Genomic DNA, 20902 nt, shown 5'->3' with positions numbered 1-20902 from the left:
CGCTCGACGCGCCGAGCGCTTCGGATCTTCGGCGCCGATTCGACCATCTCATGGGACTGCCTCACGAATGTTCGCGCCCACGCATCTAACTCGTGCGATGCGTGCATACGCACCGCGGGACCGAAAGTGCCGCGTCCAGACAGCTTCTGCCGTATTGAGCCTTCGGTCCAGGGAGTTCCGTCGAACGTAGTCAAATGGTTGATCCGCCCCACAATCGACTGCCATATCACTACGTTCGGCGAGCACTTGGACTGCATAGCGCAGGAATCTATCTGGAGGGGCTAGTAGGGTCCAGGTACTCCACACATGCATGAATCAGGAACGCCCACAACCACTTCCGATTATCGCGCCGTCCGGAGACATAGAGCGTGACCCTGGCGAACACAGCCGCCAGCGATGCAGCGTTTGCACTGACTACAGCGGGCACAACAGACATCGTCAGCACCGGATGGATGTGGATTCCTCAACGATTGCACGCTCAGGTCGCTGAGTGTTCGGCAGGCGAGATGCGCTGCGGCTCGAGATATCCGCTCATGACTCCCCGATCAGCGGACGTTCGTGGGATGGTCCAGCCTCGATAGCGGGTGCGTCGACTTCCGTCCTCTCGAGGTTGTCCGTCCTTCTCTATGCTGACATCCGGCATCGCTTGCTGCAGACAGGTGAAAGGGGGGCCCGTGGCTGATCCCGGCATCGGCGCAACGTTCGCGGACCATGTCATCGAAGGCATGCTCGGCCAGGGCGGCATGGGCACGGTCTGTCTTGCTCGCCACCCTCGCCTGCCCAGGTTGGTGGCGCTGAAGCTGCTCAACCGTGAGGTTTCCAGCGACGCGGAGCTGCGTCGGCGATTCGAGCGGGAAGCCAGCGTTGTGGCACAGCTCGAGCATCCCAATATCGTGGGAGTCTATGATCGTGGCACTCACGATGGTCATCTGTGGATCGCCATGCAGTACATCCAGGGATCCGACGCCGGCCGCCTGGACTGCCGAACTGTCACCGGCGATCGGGCAGCACGGATCATCACCGACGTCGCCGCGGCCCTCGACTATGCCCACGCCCACGGTGTGCTGCACCGCGATATCAAACCGGCCAATATCCTGCTGGCCGCCCCCGATGCCGGTCGCGGAGAACGTGCCGTGCTCACCGACTTCGGCATCGCACGGCTACAGGACGCGACGACCAAGGTCACCGCCACCGGAACCTTCGTCGCGACGATCGCCTACGCCGCACCCGAACAGCTGACCGGCCAGCCCCTCGACGGCCGCGCCGATCAGTACTCACTGGCATGCACCCTGTTCAGCATGCTCGCCGGACGTTCGCCCTTCGCCGCCGACCACCCCGGGCAGGTCGTGGCCGGGCACCTGAGTTCACCGGTACCGTCACTGGTCCGACTTCGGCCGGATCTCCCCGCGCAACTGGATGCAGTCCTCGCTCGCGGCATGGCCAAGGAGCCTGGCCAACGATTCGACAGCTGCGGCGAATTCGCCGCAGCGGTCGCTGACGCCGTCCGATATCCGGCTGAACCGATCACAGGGCTCGACGCATCGACGGTGGCCACCGAGACGGTAGGAGGGAGTCCATCCCAGCGGGCAACGATCGTCCAGGACTGGGCACATCCCGCCACGGCGGCAACCGCGGCGGCGCCCCAAGGCCAACAGATTCCGATGCCGCGCCGCCAGGTGCAACCACCTGCACGCAAGAAGATCGGATTCTTCGGCCCGGCTGTCCTGCTCCTGCTCGCGGCAGCCGCTACGGCCGCGATGCTGGTCGGGAGAGCCCTGAGAGACCCGGGCTACCCGGGAGGGGATCTGGCGCCACCTTCGAAAACAATTTTGCACCCATCGTGGCGACCAGAACACCAGGCAATTGCGGACGCGTTCCCGAAACTGGTCCCGAGCCAGAAGGACTTGTCAGCTTCAGCTTCCTGGCGAGGGGCTCTGTGTTTCCCCGCGGTCATTCAACACGAGGTGTCGGTGTGGGCGATCGAGTGCCAGCCGCGGGATTCGAGCTCCAGCCGGGAAGACCACATGTACACGGTGATGGATTTCGGAACCGCCGAGGCCGCCAAGGAGTGGATCGACAAGGGAACGAGTAGTGACCACGGTCCGGTCAGACGGCTTGCGCACGCTGGGTGCGTGGCGGATCCGCTGGTCTTTCTCCCCCAGCTCGGTGGCGACGCGGAGATAGCGTTCCCGGATGACCCCACCAGGTCAAGGTTTCTGGTGACTGTGAGTCCGGTCGCGGGTTCGATCGCGGACGTCCCGTCGAACTGGTTCCCGTCAGCCCCCGTTTGCGAATGAGTCGACATTATTATGCGGCGTCACACAGGTATTGGTTCCCTGCGGATGCACGGCCAACGAGGCCGCAGGCCGGCTTGGAAATCTCACGTAATCCGCTGATGCCGCTCGGGGACGTTGTCCGAATGCGCGGTAGTGCCGCCGGGCGCGGTTAGCCGTGCGAGATGCACAGCGGCACAGGGCATCCGCTATTCCGCTGATCGACTGCTTGCCGACAAATTCTGGTGCAGTTGTTCCCACCGTTGACCAGGTTTGTTGCCGCGACCAGTCGAAAAAGGCTAATGCCGTGGGTCAGGTGGCGCCGAACTCTCACTGGTACGTGTGATCTGGACGTCTCCCAGGAGATTCGAGGCCGAGTCGGGGCGTCGTAAAAGACCTTTCAGAAGACGAAGCCGCGCAGTGCCAGGAAGCGCATACCGCCGACCGCCGCCATGATGGCGATCACGGCGCTCGCCTGCGCGATCTCGCCGAGGCCGGGTGCCAAGAACTCGAGACCGGCCAGCGCCGCCGTGCTGATCAGCAGGCCGATCAGTGCCAGCCCGCCGCCTTCCCACTGTGCGCTGAACCAGCCGACCCGTCCGGCCGCGCGGAAGGTGAGCTGCCGGTGCAGTTCGTTCGCGATCACCGTGCTGACGATCGAGCCGACGATATTGGCGACCAGCGGGCCGCTCCCGTTCATGGCCATGAACAGCAGGCCATAGGCAATGTTGCTGGAGCCGCCGACCAGGGCGAAGCGGATCAGCTGGGCGAAGGCGTGATCACCGCGCAGATACCGCATCATGCCGGCGAGACGGTCGAGCGATTCTGTGCGCAGCATCCGGAACGGGCCGGCACCGATAGTAGCGATGTCATCGAGGATCGTGGTGTCCCCGTATGCTTTCCGCATCCCGGAAGCGGCGATTGCTGTGCTGTTCACCTGAGTACTGTCGCCAGCCGGTCGGTCACCGACCTGACACCGACCTGACACGCCAACTGACACGGTGTCCGGCCTGGTCACCGCGGACAAGGGGTGACGAACAGGCACGTGTCCGCGGACTACCTAAGACACCGGATCATCGACAGCGGTGCGCGGCCCGACACGACGGCCCTACATCGACGAAGGCACCTCATTGCGGAGGATCCAACCGCTCTCGAGCGCGTTCGACGCGCGATAGCGCCGCCAGCCGCGCGTTCAATCGGGGACAAACGTTGGCCAGCAGTTGATCTCGCGACGCGCGCTCATACCGCGCGACGAGTCGCGTACGGCCCGAGACGTACATCAACCGCACAGCGCCAGTTGGGTGAAAGCCCGAAGCGCGTCGTCGATGGGATGCGGCTGTGGCTTCCCCGAGGAGTCGAGTTGGTTCCATCGCTGCAGGTTCACCGCGATGGACATTTGCCGCTTGCCGTCAGCGCTGGTCATGGATATCGCGCCGCCGCCCCAGACCGAACCGTCATGGCCCCAGTAGGTGCCGTGACCCGGCACCGTCATCTTATGTAGGCCCAGACCGTAGTCGATTGTCTTACCTTCGAAGGAGATGACCGGAACAGTATGTTGCATCTGCGCCAGCGCTGCTCGACTGATGATCTCGCCTGCCAGTAGCAGGCCGAAGAAGCGGTTCAGGTCCGCGGCGGTCGATATCAGCGAAGCCGCCGGCCCCACCCACGACATGTCATAGACGCTGTAGTCGCGGGGCGGGTCGATCATGCCGAACCACGCCTCATAGTGCAGTGAGTGCGGTCCGTTGATATGCGGTCCGGCTGGGAGTTCGGTGTCCCTCAGCCCGGCGCGCTCGATGACGTTGCGAGTGATGCATTTCTCCGCCGAGGTACCGGTAACCGACTCCAGGAGTTGGCACATGAGCAGGTAATTGGTGTTCGAATACACCCCCGGAGTGCCACCCGGCTTCCCGGTGGCAGGCGCCGATACCCCCAGCTCGATCAGGTCGATCGCGTGAAACCTGGTGAACCGGCTGTCATCCAGGCTTGCCGGTGTCGTTTTCGCCAGGTCCGGGAATGCCGCGAGGGACGGGTAGGCATGCGGGAGGTAGTCGGCGAGGCCGCTGGTGTGGTTGATCAACATCCGGACCGTGATCGCCGCACCTCGTTCGCCGGGAACCAGCCGCGGCAGGTAGTGGCCGATGGGTGTGTCGAGCGCTATTTCGCCGTCGTCGACCAGCTGCAGCACGGCGGCAGCGGTGAACGTCTTGGTGATGCTGCCGACGCGGTGTCGCATCTCGACTGTGACGGGGCGGCCGGTGGTGACATCGGCTACTCCGGCTGCGCCGCACCAGATTTGGTCGTCGTCGCGCACTTCGGCGAAGACTCCGGGCATGCCCGCGCGATGGACGGTCTCCAGGGCCGTCTGCAGCTTCTCGGTATCAAATGTGTTGGTCACGGGACCACTATCAAGCGAGCAGTCCTGCACGGTATTGGAAAAATCTTCCCCAGGCCCGGTACCGGTGCTGTGCGATGGTGGGCAGATAGTGCGCCGTCAGTGATCCCGGCGTGCGGTTGGCGAATATCGATACGTCTCGGCACAGATGAGCCTGGTCGGTGTACCCGCAGTCCACCGCGACGTCGGCGGCGGGCCGGCCCGCCAGCAGACCGTCGACCGCAGACCGGAATCGGACCAGCATCGCCGCCCGCTTGGGTGTCAGGCCGATCTGGGACTCAAATCGCGCCCACAGCCGCTTATGGCTCCATCCGACGGATTCGGCGAGTTCGCCGATCTTCACCTGGCCACCGGAGGTGAGTATGCGATTCCAGCCGGCGAGCACCTCCGGGTCAGGAGTCCGCATCGGCCTATCGCACTGCGCCAGAAACGATTTCGTCAATGCGAAACGTTCGTCCCAGGTCGGGGTGGACGCGAGTTGCTCACGCAGTCGCCGAGCCCGCAATCCCCACAGGTCCTCCAGGCCGACAACGCCCCGGCCCAAATCTGTTGGGGAAATACCCAAGAGCGAATACGCCTGTATCGGCGACAACCGAACCTCGATGCACGCTGCCTGCTCGCCACGAACACGCATGGCCTCGATGGGAAGCCCAGCAACGAAGCCTCCAAGGGTTCGCCGCCCGACCGCATCGTCGACGATCAGCCCGCGATCCCCGAATTCGATCAGCACGGTGATCGCCGCTGTCCCGGCGACCCGAAGATCCACCCCGACGCCACCCGCATCGCGGTAGCCGATGATCGCGGCCCCCAGCGGCACGGCATCGGCCGGACCTGCGAATTCCCACCCCACATCAGACTCGCGGCCGAAGTCCACAGTTCCCACCCGTCCAGGCTACGGAATGGTGCGGACACCGCCATCGCTCACGCAGGCCCGGCCGCGGGCTGAGCGGTGAGATCAACTGCGGTGCAGACCGTCCGATGATGGCGGCCCCATCGAGTGCCGGCGATGTTGATGCTCGCCAGCGCCCGTCGAAGATCGGTGTCCGGGGCAAGCCGCGCGATAACGCCAGCGTCGCCCGCAGCGGGCAAACACGTAGACCGCATTCGACAGGTGATGCAGTAACTGCGCGCTGTCGCTGGGGATGCCGAACGCCGCACAGGCCGTTGCGAGCGCAGGGGCACGGGATTCTTCGTCAGCCGAGGCTGATGGTCCCGATATTGTCGCCGCGAATATTGACCTGTTTCGCGTTGTCATAGGCTTGCGCGACGAAGGTCTCAATCGCCCGGTCCTGCCGTGCCGTGGCTACAAGCCGTTGCACCTCGGCGGCGAACTCGGGATCCGATCGGGCGGCCGAGGCGATCAACTCGGCGGCGGCCGTGCGATCCTGCAGCGTCGACGTCTCACTCAAAGCCGCAATGGCGGTACCTGTTTCAGGCGCATGCCCGAACTTTCCTGCGATAACTTCACGAAGGCGTCTGACCGCGCGCCAACTGCTCGTCGCCGCGGCCGAAGCGAATTCGTCACCGAACTTCGACGCCATCAACGCTACCGCTGCCACGCCTAGCGAAACCGGATCCACCATGCCCGCCCCTCGAATACTCAGCCTGCGACCACCGCCAAGCCTAAATGACCCCGCTCGCAGCCGCAGCCAAATCACCTACCGCGCATTGCGTCTGCCCCGGCCAGCTGTATGAGGTCCTGAGGTTGGTGACGCCGGTGTGGAGGCGGCTGGCTGGTGGCCGGCTTCCGGTAGGCCAGTCGCGAGAAGCCGTCAACCGCGATATGGGCCGACGTGAAGGTTGTGAACCAGTATCTCGCCGCTACCGCCAAGATCCCGCATCATCCAACGGCAGCACCGGCTGCGGCGTGGTCGAACGACTCCATCGCCAGCCTGTGAAACGCTGCGCGGCAGACTGTATCAGTGTGATCGCTGGTCGTATTCGAGCGTGACGAGATTGGTTATGGCCGATTCGGCTGCCGGTGCGGCGAGGCTTTGGTAGATCTCATCAGCTTCCTGCTGTTCGGTTGCGGCGAGGGCTGTCTCGCCGAGGTGCGCGCGGCAACGCGCGGCCCCTTCCAGCGCGCGGGCCTGTTCGAGTGGGTTGCCGATCCGGCGCGCCACGTCAAGTGCGTCGGTGAACCTTACTAAGGCCCCGTGCGGCTCGCCGGTCGCAATCATGAGGTCCCCGATAGTGTTGAGCACTTCGGCTTCACCGACGCGATAACCGATGTCGTGGTAGACATCCAGTGCTTGCAGATAAAGGCCGGTTGCGCGTTCGTGGTCTCCGGTCGACCGGCGCACATTGCCGAGGTTGCCGAGAGCAGCGGCCTCACCAAGTCGGAATCCGATGTCGCGGAAGACTTCCAGCGCCTTCTTGTGCAGCCTGGCTGCGCCATTGCTGTCCTCAGCCAACTCTCGCATGTTGCCGAGGGCGCTAAGGGTGTTTGCCTCGCCTAGCCGGTATCCGACCTTACGGTAGGCGGCCAGTGCTTTCTGGTACAGGTCAGTGGCGCTGGCATTGTCCCCGATTAACCGATGCACGTTGCCAAGGCTGAACCGAGTGTTTGCTTCGCCGATCTCGTTCCCGATCTCGACGTAGATCCGCAGTGCTTGTTCGTGCAGCATGACAGCACCACCGTATGCACCGGTCAGCCGGTGCACGTTGCCCAGGTTGTTAAGAGCGGTGGCTTCACCAAGACTGAACCCGATGTCGCAGCATATGTCCAGCGCCTGCTGGTACAGGTCGACTGCGCCAGCATGGTCCCCGACCGACCGGCGCACATTGCCGAGGTTGCAATAGGCAGTGGCCTCACCGTCGCGATCACCGTTCTTGCGATAGATCTCCAGTGCATGCTGGTGCCGTTCAGCCGCAGCAGCGTGATCTCCAGTCAGTCGGTGCAAGTTGCCGAGATTGCTGAGAGCCTTGGCTTCGCCGAGCCGATCGCCGAGATCGTGTGCTGTGACGACAGTGCGCTGCTGAACAGCTACCGCGTGCGGCCACGGACCGTCGCGCTCCAACAAACCGGCGAGCGCCCCGGCGAGGTCAGGTGTTTGTGGGTGGTGGCGGTCGGCGGCGACCTCGAGGCAGGCCAGCAGGTTGGCACGCTCCGTTCGCATCCATGCCAGCGCCTGCTTCTCATCGCGGAAAAACCCGGTTCTAACACGTCGGGGCACAGCCGGTGGGTGGGAGTCAGGCTGTGTGATGGGGCAGGTGATGCGGGCCAAGTGCTGGTTCGCAGCGGCGGCAGTGACCTGATAGTGGTCGAGCAGGCGATCAAGAGCCCGGTTGTTGTCGTCGGGAGGGTCCGTCTCGGCAAGGGCGCGAGCATAGTCACACAGCAGATCGTGCAGTCGATAGCGACCCAGAGTGGTTTCCTCGATGAGGTGGTCGTTATAGAGCTCCTCCAACTCTGCCCGCGCTTCCCGCACCGATATACCGGCAAGCGCCGCCGCGGCATGAACGTCGATGTCCGGGCCGGGACACAGACCCAGGCACCGAAACACTCGCGCTCGCTGGGAAGGCAAGTCGCGGTAGGACATGGTGAACGCGGCGCGGACAGCGCGCTCCCCGGTGTCGAGTTCGGTGAGACGGTCACCGGTCGCCGCAAACTCGGCCGCCAGCGCCGCGATCGTCCACACGCGGTGGTGGGCCAGACGTCCGGCCAGCAATACGATCGCCAACGGCAGATATCCGCACAACTGCACGATCTGCGCCGCGGCGGCCCGGTCATTGTCATCGGGGTCACGGCGAGCCAGAGTGATGAACAAGTCAATAGCAGCACCGGGATCGAGGATGTCCAATGCCAACGGCATCGCGTCGTCGAGAGCGACCAAGCGTCGGCGGCTGGTGACAAGCGTGAAACAGCCGTCTCCGGCCGGCAACAGCGGCTCGATCTGGTCCGCGGTCGCGGCATCGTCGAGGACCAGCAGAACCTTCTTGTCCGCCAGCCAGTCCCGCCACAGATTGCTGCGCCCGGTGACCGTGTCGGGTAGGTTGCGGGGATCGATACCGAGGTCGGTAAGAAGGGTAGCCAGCACGTTGGCAGGGTCGGCGGGAGCCTGTCCGGGAGTGTGCGCATGCAACTCCACGAAGTAACGACCGTCGGGGAAACGCTCAGCCAGCACATGGGCGGCACGGATTGCCAGGGCGGTCTTGCCGACACCGGGCATTCCGTCGATCGTATGGATCGACACCACCCGCGTCGGCCCCGCCGCATCGAGAATCTGCTGCAGCTCATCGTCGCGGCCGAGAAAACCCTTCGTATCACGGCGGAGCGCAGTAGTTACGACCGGACGCGGTGGAGGCGGGGCCTCGTGCAGGGTTTTCAGGTTGAAAGTACCGGTGTTACTGCCGATTACGTTCACTTGCTGAGAGCTGTCTCGAGCCCGAAAATCGGACACGACCCCCCTATCTCATCTCGATTGTCAGCGTCGCCGCCATGCATGCTAGTACTCCGGCCACAGTCACCCCCTCTGCCTTTCTCCTGGATATGCGTGGCCCATCACTGGATGGCGAGGATCTTTACTTTGACCCTGTCGACCTCGAAACCGACTGAACTCCAACCAATTCCAGCTGGTCGAATACTGACGACAGGGCACTCAACAGGCATCCGAGCACGACAAGCAGAACGTTCCCAGCGGGTCAGCTAGAGGTCTGATCGCAAGGCCGCGAGACGCGATACTGCCGGACCGACTTCGGGTACCCCGATGCGGCGAAAGATTTCGATGGCCTCGGCCAACTGCGTAACAGCCACATCGGTATGGCCGAGACTTGCCAGACAGCACGCACCACCCTCGAGCGCGCGTGCTTGTTCGAATTTGCTTCGAATACGGCGTGCCAGCTCGAGCGCGTCGGAAAACGTTGCGAGGGCGCTTCTCAACTCGCCGATCTGAGTCAACAACTGCCCCGTCTCGTTGAGAACCTCGACCTCTCCAAGGCGGTCACCGATCTCACGACAGATTGCCAGGGCCTGTCCCAGGAGGCTGGCAGCCTCCCCATGGCTCCCCGTCCGCCAGCGCACGCCACCAAGATTGTTGAGGGCGGCGGCCATGCGGCGGCGGTCGCCTGCCTCCCGACAGATAGCCAGAGCCTGCCCGTGCAGGTCGGCGGCCACGCGGTAGTCCCCGGTCTGCATGAACACATTGCCGAGATTGTTCAGCGCATCGGGTTCGCCGCGGCGATTGCCCATCTCTCGATAGATTGTCGACGCCTGCCCGTACAGGGTGACGGCTGTGGCGTAGTCACCAGTCCGTCGGTACACATTGCCGAGGTTGAGGTACGTGTCTGCTTCACCGCGGCGCTCGCCGATCTGGCAGTAGAGCGCTTGGGCGCGAACGTGGAGATCACTCGCCTCGGTGTAGTCTCCGGTCCGCCATGCCACGATTCCGAGATCATCGAGCGTATCGGCTTCACCCCGACGATTGCCCGTCTCGCGATAGAGGTCCAGAGCCTGCCGCAATAATGCAGTGGCTTCGACATGATCACCGAACCACCACTGGACACCGCCCAGATATTCGAGCGCGCCGGCTTGCCCCAGACTGCTGTCGACTTCGCGATAGATAGCCAGAGCCTGCCGATGCAGGCTAGCGCTTTCCGCGTAGTGCCCGAGCGAAACCTGCACAATCCCTAGGTTGTTGAGGGCGTTGGCCTCGCCGACACGGTTGCCGATCTCGCGATAGATCGCCACGGCCTGCCGATGCAAATCGGCAGCATCGCCGTAGTCTCCGATCCGTCCGTGCACGAACCCTAGGTTGTCCAGGGCGGTGGCTTCACCGATCCTGTCGCCGAGATCTTTCGCGGCCGCCGCAGCGCGCTGATGAAGCAGGCGCGCCAGTGGCCAGGGCCCATCTTGATCCAGCAACCCAGCCAACACCTCGGTCAAGGCGGGCAGGCGCGTCTGCCGTTGCCCTTCTGCGTGTTCCAGACAGGCCAGCAAGTTCGCCCGTTCGGTACGCAACCACGCCACCGCCTGCACATGATCATCGAATTGCGGTAGCGCAGCGGCCGATGGCAGGGTGAGATCTGCCCTGGACCGAGGGAACAGAGACAAGTAGCTGTCAGCGAAGCCAGCCGCGAGTAGGTAATAGTCCAGCAGCCGTTGTAGCGCCTGGTGGGTCTCCACTGCGGAGTCTGTGGTTGCGAGTGCTCGCGCGTACTCACGCAACAGATCGTGCAACCGATATCTACCCGACGTGGTCTCGTCAACGAGGTGATCGACATACAGCGCCTCCAGCTCACGCCGCACCTCTGGCACCGGGCAATCGATAAGAGCTGCCGTCGCATAGACGTCGGTATCGAGCCCAGGGCGGAGACCCAAGTATCGGAAGATCCTCTGCCGTTGCGGCGGCAGATCCTGGTAGGACATGGTGAATGCCGCGCGCACGGCACGGTGCCCGGTGTCGAGTTCGCCCAGCCGGTCGGTCGCGCCGGCGAACTCCGAGGCCAGCCCCGTGATCGTCCAGGCGGGATGGTGAGCCAGCCGTCCAGCCAACAGCACGATCGCCATCGGCAAGTACCCACACGACTGCACGATCGTGCCAACCGCGCCCAAGTCGGCCTCCGTCAGGCATGTACGGCAAGCCAAGGTCGTGAACAGCTCGACGGCTGCATCCGGTGCGAGGATATCCAGAGTCAGCGGCACCGCGTCGTCGAGAGCGATCAATCGGCGGCGACTGGTGACCAGAGTCAGGCACTGGCGACCAGTCGGCAGCAGAGGCTCGATCTGGGCGTGGTCTCGAGCGTCGTCGAGCACCAGCAAGACACGTTTCCCATCAAGCCGGTCGCGCCACAGATCGCGGCGACCAACAAGGCTGTCGGGAATTCCGCCAGGATCGATCCCCAGTTCGATCAGCAATCCCGCCAGCACTTCCGTTGGGTCGGCGGGCTTTTGACCGGGAGTGTGCGCATGGAGCTCAACGAAGTATTGACCATCGGGAAACCGCTCCGCCAGCTCGTGTGCAGCACGCGTGGCCAAGGCAGTCTTACCGATCCCGGCCATGCCATCGATCGTGTGGATCGCGACCACCCGCCCCAGCCGTGCCGCTTCCAGTATCCGCCGCAGTTCATCGTCACGGCCGATAAAGGCCGCCGCGTCACGGCGCAGCGCATTAGTGACTACCGGCCTCGGCGCGGCTTCATACACGGTCGAGACACGGATACTGCCGGTGTTGTCACCAGCCACGTTGACCTGCTGGGCTCGACCACCGGCCAGGTGTTCGGACAACGGAATTCCTTGGCGTTCAAGCGATGCTGATGGTGCCGATATTATCGCCGCGAATGTTGACCTGTCGTGCGCAGTCGTAGGCGCGCGCGACGAACAGATCGATTTCTTTGTCCCATCGTGCACCGGCGATCAGCCGTTCCACCTCATGGGCAAATTCCGGATCGCGGCGCGCTGAGGCCTCTATCTGCTCAGCCAGCCGATCCCAGCCCTGTGGTGTGGCATCGTCAACGAGAGCTGTTATCGCAGTGTTGGTTTCAGCGTCACGGCCCAGCTCGGCTCCGATCAGCTCACGAAGGCGTTCGACCGCGTTCCAGGTGCTGCTTCCAGCGTCGTTCGCCAGTCTTTCACCGAACTTCGATGCCAACAACGCTGCCGCCCCGATTCCCAGCGTCACAGGCTCCATATCAACCTCCCCCTACTCGGCCCCGACAATCTGAGTCTAAGTCCGCCACGACAGCATCGCAGCCGAACCGGTCGACCAACCGTCGGTAGCGAATGGCATCGGAGGTGCGGGATCTCGATCGCATGACCCCGTGATCCGACGCCGATCCACCTGGCATCCCTGGCGCGAATCACCTTGCGGCAACCTCCGCCTCGCACCCAGGGCCCGTTCACCGATGCCTTCGGCGGATCGTATCGAGTGCGGCGCACCGGTCGACAGCATGACACTGCGCGCCGCAGATCTGACGCTGCCGTTGCGCACCGTAGACCCCGTGCTGGCACAGATCCTGCACCGGCATGCCGATTCACTCGCGACATCCCGTCTCGACGAGCCGTCCTGGACGGAGCGAGTGCAGCAGGAGCTGGCCCAGCACAACGGGCGAGGACCGAGCCACGAAATCGTCTGGCACACCGGCTCGGTTACTCCGATGCGCGGGCATTGCGCCGTGCGGCCCGGCGCTGGGATTCCGAGCCGATGTCGAACGTCAGGCCAGCTGAGGGGATTGTCCTGGATAAGACGCACTCGCAATCAGGTTGCTGCAGACAGATACCGTCGTGGCCAGCACTGCGGTCAGTTGTTCCTGGTCAGCGAGCCCGAGGTCATCATGAACGGGATGCTGTGATCCTGTCCCGCCAGGATGGCGGTTTGATGGCGCTCGTCGTCGGCGATCGACCAGAACGCCAGCGTGGTTGCGCCGCAGGTCTGCGTGGCCGGGGACAGCTCGGCGGTATTCCCATGGGCCTCGAAGGTCCAGCTGCAACCGTCGGCGGTACGCGCGGTGACGGTGCTGCCCGCCGACGGGGCGAAGGTGACCGGCCCGGACATGGGAGCGGGCGTGAACGGCAGGGGAATGAAGTAGGAGTTGGTGGCGGCGTTGGTGGGGAAGGGCGCGCGGTCGAAGGTCCAGGTACCGCTGAAACGCCGCGCGGTGTCGGCCTGCGTGCCCGCGGCGGCGTTGGTGCGGCGGCCGTCGACCAGATCGAATCCGAAGGTCCCCGGGCCGAGATAACTGTTGGCGTGCAGGGTTTCTCGCTCGATGCCGTCATCGACGGTGACGCGCCAGCGGTCTATGTTGTAGCCGGATCCGATCACCTGGTTGAAGCAGTACTGGGTGGTGGAGGTCATTTCCAGAGCGTCCCCCACGGGCCGGAAATGCCAGGTGCAGCCCTGATCGGTGTGGCCAAGGACCTCGCCGTCGGCACCGCGAGTGAAGGTAATGGTGCCGATCTGCGGAATGTCGGGCCGGTATCCGAACAGGTCCATGGTGGCGATGTTGGTTCTGCTGACGCGGTCCGGCTGGTCGTAATTCCATGTGCCCAGGTACTTTTCGACCGCTCCGGTCATTTCGGCGGACGCGGTCGAATCCGCTCCGGCCGGTGCCGGGGCGGTCGCGAGGCCGGCCAGCGCCAGGGCCGCGATCGCGGTCAGTCGGCTCGAACTGCGCAACATGAGTTCTCCTCGAATGGTGCTTCGTGTTTTGCGGGTCGGCACTATGACGAGGCGGGCGGCGGGAAAGTTACCGCGCCGGATCGGTAACTTTTCACCCCGCCGTCTCGTCGTAATCGGTATGGAGACTCATGGCGACCAGTTCACCGCGCTGTGGGATGCGCATCGCGCCTACCTGGTGGACCTGGCATTCCGAATGCTCGGTGACATCGCGGAGGCCGAAGACGTTGCACAGGAGGCGTTCCTGCGCCTCTCCCGCACCCCCGCGGACGAACTGAACAACATCCGCGGCTGGCTGACCGTGGTGACCGGCCGCCTGTGCCTGGACCTGATGGGCAGTGCCCGGGCCCGGCGCGAGCAACCCGGCGACCCGGAGCTGCTGAACTCGGTGGTCTCGCCGGGCGTCGACCCGGCGGACCGGGTCACGCTCGACGATCACCTCCGGTCGGCACTAGCGATAGTGCTGCAGCGACTGAATCCGCCCGAACGGGTGGCGTTCATCCTGCACGATGTGTTCGCGCTGCCCTTCGAGGAGATCGCGGCGATCTTGGGCCGTCCAGCGGGTACGTGCAGACAGCTGGCGCGACGGGCGCGTACGAAGATCACCGGGGCGACGACTCGTCCCACGATCGCAGCGGCTGATCGCGCGGTCGTCTCGGCCGACCCGGTAATCGATCAGGCCACGGCATCGACACACCGAGCCGTCCTGGACCGGTTCATCGCGGCCTGCTCCGGCGGCGACCTCAACGCCCTGCTGACCGTGCTGGCACCGGACGCCTGGGGATCGGCGACCTTCGTCGCGGGCTCGCTGCCGACCCCGAAGGACACCCACGGCGCGACGGCCGTGGCGTCGAACCTGCTCAGCTACTTCGGATCCGGCGCGACGCTGGTGTCACACCCAGCACCCGCAACCGTGGGTGTCCTGGCGTACCACAACCGCGTGCTGTACGGCATGCTCGTGCTCACGATGCGCGGCGACCGCGTGGCGGGCATCGAGGCGATCGTCGACCCGACGATCCCCATGGCGTAAGGACGGCCTACCGGCGCGCGCCCTGTGAGTAGTGTCGCTAGCGTGGAAGACGCCGGACTCGTCGGAGTGCAGAAGACCCTCAGCCCCGTCCTCAGGGCCAAAGCACTGGACAACCGGCTGCCCGATCCGATCCTCGGCGACAAATACGCCGAGCAGACGATGCGCCGCCTCGACCCCGACTACGACAAACGCAGATTCGGCACCAACCAGATGGGCCTCGCCGCCGTGGTACGCACCAAGGCCCACGACGACTGGGCCCGAAGCTATCTCGCCGATCACCCCGACGCGGTGGTGCTGCACCTGGGCTGCGGCCTCGACGCCCGCGTGTACCGGATCGACCCGCCCGCCACCGTCGACTGGTACGACCTGGACTACCCCGCCATTATCGAACTGCGGCAACAATTCCTGCCGCCGCGAGCGCACTACACCCTGATCGGCTCCAGCGTCACCGACCTGACCTGGCTGGACCGTATCCCCCGCGGCCGGCCCGTGCTGATGATCGCCGAGGGACTGGTGCCCTACCTGACCGAGACCGACGTCCGGCGACTGTTGACCAGTGTCGTCGACGCCTTCCCCACCGGCCGAATACAGCTCGACACGGTACCGGTCTGGGCATGGCGCACCTCGAAATGGGACCCCACCCTGCGCAAATACGACACCCAATTCCACAGCGGCTTCAACGATCCGGCCGCGCTGGCCGATTGGCACCCGCGACTCGAATACATCGACGAGGCACCGATGAACGACTCACCGGTGCTGATGGCCAAGGCACCTGCGAACGTACGCCGCATGTTCCGCCTCCTGAACCTGCTGCCGGGCATGAAACGATCCACCCGCATCGTGCGGTTCCGGTTCTGATCCGCCGACAGTCAGTACAGGCTGGTGAACGCGGGGATCTCGTTGCTCTGGCCGCGATCTGACGCGGGGCGATAACGACCGTCGAGGAGGCTGTCGCTGCTCGTCTCAGGGGACGGTGACGCGATGTAGCTGTGGTAGTGCGCGCAACAGGACCCATCGTTGCACCATGAAGCAAATAAATCACTTGTTTCACTGAAGCAAACAACTGAAGCCTGAACTGAGCCAACAGCTTCGCCGCAACTAGCCATGACGTGCAGAAAGGCCGCTCATCGGCTACTCGAGCCTGGCGTGAGGGCCGGGTCCCGGCCAGGATCCGGTCCAGGTACCCGGTGGGATGCTCCCCGAAGCGGCTGCCCGCCAGCGTGATCGGCGTGGCTCTCTCATGGCTTGCCTCCCACCGCGTGCCGTGCGGGACTGGCCGGAAAGGGGAACGCACGGCCTGGAAGAGACCGCCAGGTGTTGCCCTGCACCTGCCTCTAGGCCGGGTCCACCGGCCGAAAGCATCGAGCGAAAAGGTTTGCAAGCTCGGCCAAGTGGCTCTGTCCGTGGGCGGCAGTTATTCGCGAATCCTGGTGGCGTGTCGCCACAGGTATTCACCGAAGATATCCGCGATCGGACGAACAGGGTCAGGTCAGCGCTCGCGCTCGGCCGAGCCTCTCCCCCTCTCGAACATCCGAAATGCCGATGCACGGATGCCAATTCGCCACATACCGTCTTATTCGCGCGAGCCCTCGGTGCTGCGGGATCCGATGGATCCCGGCTGGACGGTCGGGTCTCCGGTGATCATTTTGTGATGCCAGTAATGTGCGAGTTCGCATGCAGCGCAGTATCGTCGGGCGCGGTGCGCAATAGTGGCCGCTCGATTGCTGTCTATTCATCAGAGCAGCAAGAGGCAGTCTCCCCCTGATGAAGTAGTGAAACTCGGTTGTTCCGAGGGTCCGAAAGGTTAGGAAAAATATGTTCCGTTATGCCCTGATCAAGACGAGTCGCGTCCTTGCGGTGAGTGCCCTGCCGTTAGCTGCGGCCGTCGTATTCGCGGGCGCGTCCTCCGCCTCCGTGGATCAGGCTGCTGCGGCGGCTCCGGCGGCACCGGTTGTTGCCCAGCCGATCGCCGGGCTCCCACTGGAGGTCACCACCAACCCCGACGCGCAGTACCCCGACCCGGTGCTGAACGGCGCGGCTGCGGGCGCTGCGATCGGCTCCGCCACCGGTTCCTTCATCGATCCCGTGCCCACCCTTCTCGGCGCCGTGATCGGCGGGATCGTCGGCGCGGTCGCCCCTGGCGTCGTCCCCCAGATTCTGCCCTGATCCCCTAGGGCACAACCCTTTTCGTCGAGTCCGAGCAGTTCGAGCTGCTCGGACTCGACTGGTTCACCGACTGTGCACTCACCTCGCGGTGCGGATAGACACCGCGTTCCGCTCGTATCAACGATCGGCGATGCAGGACGTTCCGCGAACGGCCAATGGCCCGAGACGATCTGATTCCATTGATCTTCCGATGCGGCCGTTTCGGACAGCGCGAGCGCGGCAAGAGCAGACCTATGCAGCCGAGAATTGTGCGAACTGTCTCCCCAGCATGGAACTATGCGCAATGGATAACGTAGGCAGGCACGGTGAGGCGGACTGGATGGCTCTGGCACGAGATGAGGCATTGGCGTTACTGGCAGATCCGCTCTCGGCGCGGCGACGGCGCGGCGCCAAACGGCTGCGTGCACTCGCCGACCCGACGACAGCAGCCCAGATTCGCACCGCGCTTGAACGTGAAATGCTGGACCGACGTACCTGGGAGACGCAGTATCAACTGATCATGGCCCTGGGTATGACCGGTGGCCGCGACGACGTCGAATTCCTGAAAGGCCTGGCACGCCAACCTCGCTCCACGACGACGGTGAACGCCGCGCTCGGAGATGCGATCGTCCGGCTCGGTCGTGCGGTCGACAACGACCCGGCCCCAGCGCTTTGGTGCCTGCGGCAAGATGCCGAACTGCTCGCCGACGGCGCGCTGCGCGCGGTCGCGATGCTTCGACTGAGATTTCCTGACGACGCGGTCGGCGAGGTCTTGGACTACGCCGAAGAGCATTTCCGCGATCTCGACCATCGGTACCTGCCGTACTGGCCGGCGGTCGCGGCGGCCGGCTGGTCCGGGCCCCGAGTGCAGGCGTTTCTGATCCGATGTTCACAAGACGACCGGCAGATCATCGCCGCCGCCGCGAACGACGCTCTGAATGGTCGATATGGAAACCATGTCAGCATCCTGTAGTGGCAGCCCGGAAATCTCGTGCCCGAGATCGCATCGGCCCATTGATCTTTGGACGAAATCCGTGCGGAAGTCACACCGTGCCAACCGGATTCGGGTGCCGCTGAGCGGGGGCCAGTTCGGGTCATGGCGTGGACGGCTGCGCTGGACCGAGAAGGTCCCACCGGTTGCCGGATATGTCGAGAAAGACGGCGACTCGTCCATACGGCTCGCGACGCGGCCTGATCACGAATTCCACTCCCGCAGCGGTCATTCGGCGGTATGCCTCATCGAAATCGTCGACGCGCAGGAAGAATCCGACGCGACCGGCCACTTGGTTGCCGATTACGGGAATTTGCAAGTCGCCATCGGCTCGGGCCAGCAGGATGCCCGTGGACGCAGCGGGCGGGCGCACCACAACCCATCTCTTCGGGCGGCCGTCGTTTGTCAGCGAAGGCGAGTCCTCGATCAGGTCGAAGCCGAGGACCCGCACGAAGAAGTCGATGGCCGGGTCGTACTCCGCGACCACGATCGTGACCAGTTCCAAGTGCACGGTGTCAGCGTATTGCGCACCGAGCCCCACCTATCAGCTCTTGCCGCTGACTGAGCGCTTCGGCGGGGTCGGCCCACGGCGTCCCATGCAGCCGATGAGCGGGCATTGGTGAGGTGCCAGGTCCGGATCGCCGTCGCCTGTTTACGTTCCGTGGATCGGCTCGGATGGGCTGGCGAGTTCGGTTCGACGCCATTGGCCTGGTGGTTGTCCGTGGTGGCGGCGGAAGGCGGCGGCGAAGGCGTTGGGTGAGGTGTAGCCGGTGCGATCCGCGATCTGGGCGAGGGTCAGTTCGCCGGTGCGGAGGTGGTCGCGGGCGAGGGTCATCCGCCAGTCGGTGAGGTATTGCAGGGGTGGCTGGCCGAGTGCGCGTTCGAAGTGGCGGGCGAAGGCAGGGCGCGAAAGTCGGCTCAGGGACGCCAGTTCGGGCACAGTCCAGGGATGACCGGGCTCGGAGTGAATGGCATGTAGAGGTGCGGCCAGCCGGGAATCTTTGGCAGCTCGGTACCACGCGGGCGCTGTCGGGTTCTGCTCGAAGTAGGCACGCATGGCCAAGACCAGTAGCACATCGAGGAGTCGATCGAGAACGGTTTGTTGTCCGGGGGCCGGTCCGCTCAGCTCGCGCGACAGCATTGCGATGACATCGTGCAGGGGGTCGTTGGCGGCGGTGCGCAGTAGCAGGATCGGGGGCAGTGTCCGGATCAGGCCGAGACCGACGTCGCCAGCGAATCGATATGCGCCACAGAGGAATACCGCCGCATTTCGGAGGTCGGTGTGCTCGTCGTCGGTGTGAAGTTCGCGGAAGCGTTCCGGTGGGATGCAGACTGCGTGCGGCTCGTGTGCGATGTGGTGGTCGCGGCCGCCGCGGACCAGGGCCAGGTCGCCGGGCGTCAGTTCGATCGCATCGTCGTGATCGTCGAGCCACAGCCAGGCGCGGCCCTGCACGACGGTGTGCACGGTCAGCTGGATGGTGCCGGGCAGCTGCAGCCCCCAGGGGGGCTGCGCGATCGAGCGGGCAAAGACACCACCCGACGCGCGGGCACACGCCAGGTGTTCTTGCAGAATATCCACTAGATGAGAGTATCTCATCGCAATTGGAGAGTTTCACACATTGATCAGCTCGATCGAGGAGGACAGAATGGGCATATGACGACTTCGACTGCTCTCACACTCGTGCTCGGCGCCACCGGCAAAACCGGCTCGCGCGTCACGAGCAGGTTGCGTGCGGCTGGGAGTGCGGTGCGCACCGCCGCCCGAGCCACCGCCGATGCGCACTTCGATTGGGACGACCCGCACACCTATGCACCGGCACTCGCGGGTGTCGAGCGGGTCTATCTCCTCGGTCCGGTCGGGCGTATCGACTTCGCCGGGCAGGTATCGACGTTCCTGGACAAGGCCGAGACCGCCGACGTCGGTCACGTCACCTATCTCAGCGCCTACGGTGTGGACGCCGCGCCACCGCAAATGGCCACGCGCAGTGTCGAACTCGACCTGATCGGCCGCGCGGGCCTCAGCCACACGATCCTGCGTCCGGCGTGGTTCATGCAGAATTTCAGCGAAACCTTCCTCGCTCCGATCAACGGCGTCATCGCTGTCCCCACCGGCAACGGCGCAGAGGCGTTCATCGACGCGGAGGACATTGCCGCGGTCGCGAGCGCGACCCTCGCCGATCCAGCGGCACACACGGGCGCGGAGTACACGCTCACCGGTCCCGAAGCGATCACGGTCGCCGACGCGGCCGCCATCATCAGCAGCGTCTCGGACACCGCGGTCAACTATCTCGACATCGACCGCGACGAATGGATCGCCGCCGCTATTGCGGGCGGAATACCGGCCGAGTACGCGCCGGTGCTGCGCATGCTGACCGAAACCATCGCGTCCGGACACGGTGCGCAACCGACCGGCGATGTGGAGAAGGTCACCGGAAAAGCACCAACGAGTTTCGCCGACTTCGCCCACCGCACGGCGGCAGCCTGGACCACCGAGACTGCCCGATGACTCCGATCGGCGATCTCGGCGACTTCCGTGCCTTGGACCCGTTCTTCCGGATCATCGAGCAGGGAGTGGCCGGCCTCGTGGACGGTGACCACTTCTTCGACATGCTCGCCGAGGACGTCGTCATCGAATACGTGATCACGGTTCCGGGTTATCCGCGCCGGGTGGTCGGCCGGCAAGCCATCGCCGATCTGTATCGACCCTACGGCGAGGTGTTCGTCCTCGACCGCTGTCACGACCTGGCCGTGCACCACGACAAGGACTCCGGCGTAGTCGTTCTCGAATATGCTTCCCAGGGCCGGACCGTCGCGACCGGTGCCGCATACGCCAACCGCTACATTTCGGTACTGACCATCGCCAACCGCAAGATCGTGCACTGGCGCGACTACCTCGACCCGCTAGCGGTCTTCGACGCCATCGGCTGGCCCGCCGACAACCGAACCTGAACACGC

Annotated in this window: 17 protein-coding genes; 7 read left to right on the top strand and 10 right to left on the bottom strand. The window is 64.5% G+C overall.

Annotated features, from left to right (window positions below; translation table 11 throughout):
- Positions 1 to 674 precede the first annotated feature (674 nt).
- A complete protein-coding gene (locus ABZ293_RS35210; RefSeq protein WP_355187887.1) occupies positions 675 to 2297 on the top strand; it encodes a serine/threonine-protein kinase in 1623 nt (540 codons plus the stop codon).
- Between the two features lie 376 nt (positions 2298 to 2673).
- Here ABZ293_RS35210 and ABZ293_RS35205 read toward each other — a convergent pair whose 3' ends face one another.
- From ABZ293_RS35205 to ABZ293_RS35170, 8 genes are all read right to left on the bottom strand, one after another.
- Positions 2674 to 3111 carry a GtrA family protein gene (locus tag ABZ293_RS35205; RefSeq protein WP_355187908.1) on the bottom strand — a complete coding sequence of 146 codons (438 nt, stop codon included), beginning with the start codon at positions 3109 to 3111 and terminating at the stop codon, positions 2674 to 2676.
- A 441-nt stretch (positions 3112 to 3552) separates the two neighbouring features.
- Positions 3553 to 4671, bottom strand: coding sequence for a serine hydrolase domain-containing protein (locus ABZ293_RS35200; RefSeq protein ID WP_355187885.1), 1119 nt, complete (start codon positions 4669 to 4671; stop codon positions 3553 to 3555).
- 10 nt (positions 4672 to 4681) lie between these two features.
- Entirely contained in the window at positions 4682 to 5551 is an 870-nt protein-coding gene (locus ABZ293_RS35195; RefSeq protein WP_355187883.1) for a helix-turn-helix domain-containing protein, read from the bottom strand.
- Between the two features lie 310 nt (positions 5552 to 5861).
- Positions 5862 to 6251, bottom strand: a complete 390-nt coding sequence (locus tag ABZ293_RS35190) for a hypothetical protein (protein ID WP_355187881.1) — start codon at positions 6249 to 6251, stop codon at positions 5862 to 5864.
- A gap of 336 nt (positions 6252 to 6587) precedes the next feature.
- A complete protein-coding gene (locus tag ABZ293_RS35185) occupies positions 6588 to 9071 on the bottom strand; it encodes a tetratricopeptide repeat protein (RefSeq protein ID WP_355187879.1) in 2484 nt (827 codons plus the stop codon).
- A gap of 245 nt (positions 9072 to 9316) precedes the next feature.
- On the bottom strand, positions 9317 to 11893 hold the full coding sequence (locus ABZ293_RS35180; protein ID WP_355187877.1) for a tetratricopeptide repeat protein: 2577 nt from the start codon (positions 11891 to 11893) through the stop codon (positions 9317 to 9319).
- Between the two features lie 16 nt (positions 11894 to 11909).
- Positions 11910 to 12296 carry a hypothetical protein gene (locus ABZ293_RS35175; protein WP_355187875.1) on the bottom strand — a complete coding sequence of 129 codons (387 nt, stop codon included), beginning with the start codon at positions 12294 to 12296 and terminating at the stop codon, positions 11910 to 11912.
- Positions 12297 to 12905: 609 nt separating this feature from the next.
- Positions 12906 to 13784, bottom strand: coding sequence for a hypothetical protein (locus ABZ293_RS35170; protein ID WP_355187873.1), 879 nt, complete (start codon positions 13782 to 13784; stop codon positions 12906 to 12908).
- 118 nt (positions 13785 to 13902) lie between these two features.
- Between ABZ293_RS35170 and ABZ293_RS35165 the strand changes: the two genes are divergently transcribed.
- The 4 genes from ABZ293_RS35165 to ABZ293_RS35150 all read left to right on the top strand — a co-directional run bounded on the left by ABZ293_RS35165 (position 13903) and on the right by ABZ293_RS35150 (position 17929).
- Positions 13903 to 14811, top strand: a complete 909-nt coding sequence (locus ABZ293_RS35165) for a sigma-70 family RNA polymerase sigma factor (RefSeq protein WP_355187871.1) — start codon at positions 13903 to 13905, stop codon at positions 14809 to 14811.
- Positions 14812 to 14853: 42 nt separating this feature from the next.
- On the top strand, positions 14854 to 15669 hold the full coding sequence (locus ABZ293_RS35160; protein WP_355187869.1) for a class I SAM-dependent methyltransferase: 816 nt from the start codon (positions 14854 to 14856) through the stop codon (positions 15667 to 15669).
- A gap of 957 nt (positions 15670 to 16626) precedes the next feature.
- Complete coding sequence (locus ABZ293_RS35155; protein ID WP_355187867.1) at positions 16627 to 16977, top strand: glycine zipper domain-containing protein; 351 nt, start codon at positions 16627 to 16629, stop codon at positions 16975 to 16977.
- Positions 16978 to 17107: 130 nt separating this feature from the next.
- A complete protein-coding gene (locus ABZ293_RS35150) occupies positions 17108 to 17929 on the top strand; it encodes a hypothetical protein (protein ID WP_355187866.1) in 822 nt (273 codons plus the stop codon).
- Positions 17930 to 18050: 121 nt separating this feature from the next.
- Here ABZ293_RS35150 and ABZ293_RS35145 read toward each other — a convergent pair whose 3' ends face one another.
- Both ABZ293_RS35145 and ABZ293_RS35140 read right to left on the bottom strand, forming a co-directional pair.
- On the bottom strand, positions 18051 to 18458 hold the full coding sequence (locus ABZ293_RS35145; RefSeq protein ID WP_355187864.1) for a VOC family protein: 408 nt from the start codon (positions 18456 to 18458) through the stop codon (positions 18051 to 18053).
- A gap of 141 nt (positions 18459 to 18599) precedes the next feature.
- Entirely contained in the window at positions 18600 to 19526 is a 927-nt protein-coding gene (locus ABZ293_RS35140; RefSeq protein ID WP_355187862.1) for an AraC family transcriptional regulator, read from the bottom strand.
- A 75-nt stretch (positions 19527 to 19601) separates the two neighbouring features.
- On the opposite strand from ABZ293_RS35140, the gene ABZ293_RS35135 reads away from it, so the two are divergent.
- Both ABZ293_RS35135 and ABZ293_RS35130 read left to right on the top strand, forming a co-directional pair.
- Positions 19602 to 20453: an NAD(P)H-binding protein gene (locus ABZ293_RS35135; RefSeq protein WP_355187860.1), complete on the top strand. Its 852-nt coding sequence runs from the start codon at positions 19602 to 19604 to the stop codon at positions 20451 to 20453.
- Complete coding sequence (locus tag ABZ293_RS35130) at positions 20450 to 20896, top strand: nuclear transport factor 2 family protein (protein WP_355187858.1); 447 nt, start codon at positions 20450 to 20452, stop codon at positions 20894 to 20896. The genes ABZ293_RS35135 and ABZ293_RS35130 overlap by 4 nt, the downstream gene beginning before the upstream one ends.
- Positions 20897 to 20902: the final 6 nt, after the last annotated feature.

Source organism: Nocardia sp. NPDC005998, assembly GCF_040614395.1.
Classification (GTDB): domain Bacteria; phylum Actinomycetota; class Actinomycetes; order Mycobacteriales; family Mycobacteriaceae; genus Nocardia.
This window is presented reverse-complemented; position numbering and strand designations above follow the sequence as displayed.